We start from the raw sequence: 597 nt of genomic DNA, 5'->3' as shown, positions 1-597 counted from the left end.
GGTCAACTTAAAGCAGGTTATAATGTACAAATTGCGACCGAAGGTCAATACACATTAGCCTACGATGTACTTCCAAATCCTACGGATACTCGCACGTTTATTCCTTTTCTCGATAGTATTGAAGATAGGTACTTTCAATTGCCCGAGCATATTGTCGCCGACGCAGGTTACGGTAGTGAACAAAATTACAGTAATGTACTTCATAGAAAAAGAACACCACTGATTACTTATAATTCCTATCGGATGGAAAAGAAAAAGAAATATAAAACAAATCCTTTCCATATATCCAACTGGGACTACGATTCAGACGGAGACTTTTTTACTTGTCCAAATGGAAAGAAAGTATCCTTTCATTACCTATCAAACAGAAAGGATAAGGCCGGGTTCAAACGAACCTTTCATGTTTATGAATGTGAACATTGTTCTAGATGCCCATTACGCGACCAATGTACCAAAGCAAAAGGGAATCGAAAGATTTATTACAATGCGCAATGGGAACAGCAAAAAGCATATATAAGAGAGCAGCTTTCAAAAGAAGAAACAGGAAAAATCTATGGTAAACGAAAAATAGATGTAGAACCTGTCTTCGGATTTTTG

General features: G+C 37.0%; 1 protein-coding gene. It reads left to right on the top strand.

Annotated features, from left to right (window positions below; translation table 11 throughout):
• Positions 1–597, top strand: a 597-nt coding sequence (locus ABDZ84_RS05135; protein WP_343780447.1) for a transposase, incomplete at both ends; no start/stop codon positions are given.

The sequence above is a fragment of the Virgibacillus salarius genome (assembly GCF_039521925.1).
Lineage (GTDB): Bacteria > Bacillota > Bacilli > Bacillales > Amphibacillaceae > Virgibacillus > Virgibacillus salarius.
The sequence above is the reverse complement of the archived record's forward strand: the minus strand, read 5'-3'. Positions and strand labels throughout refer to the sequence as shown.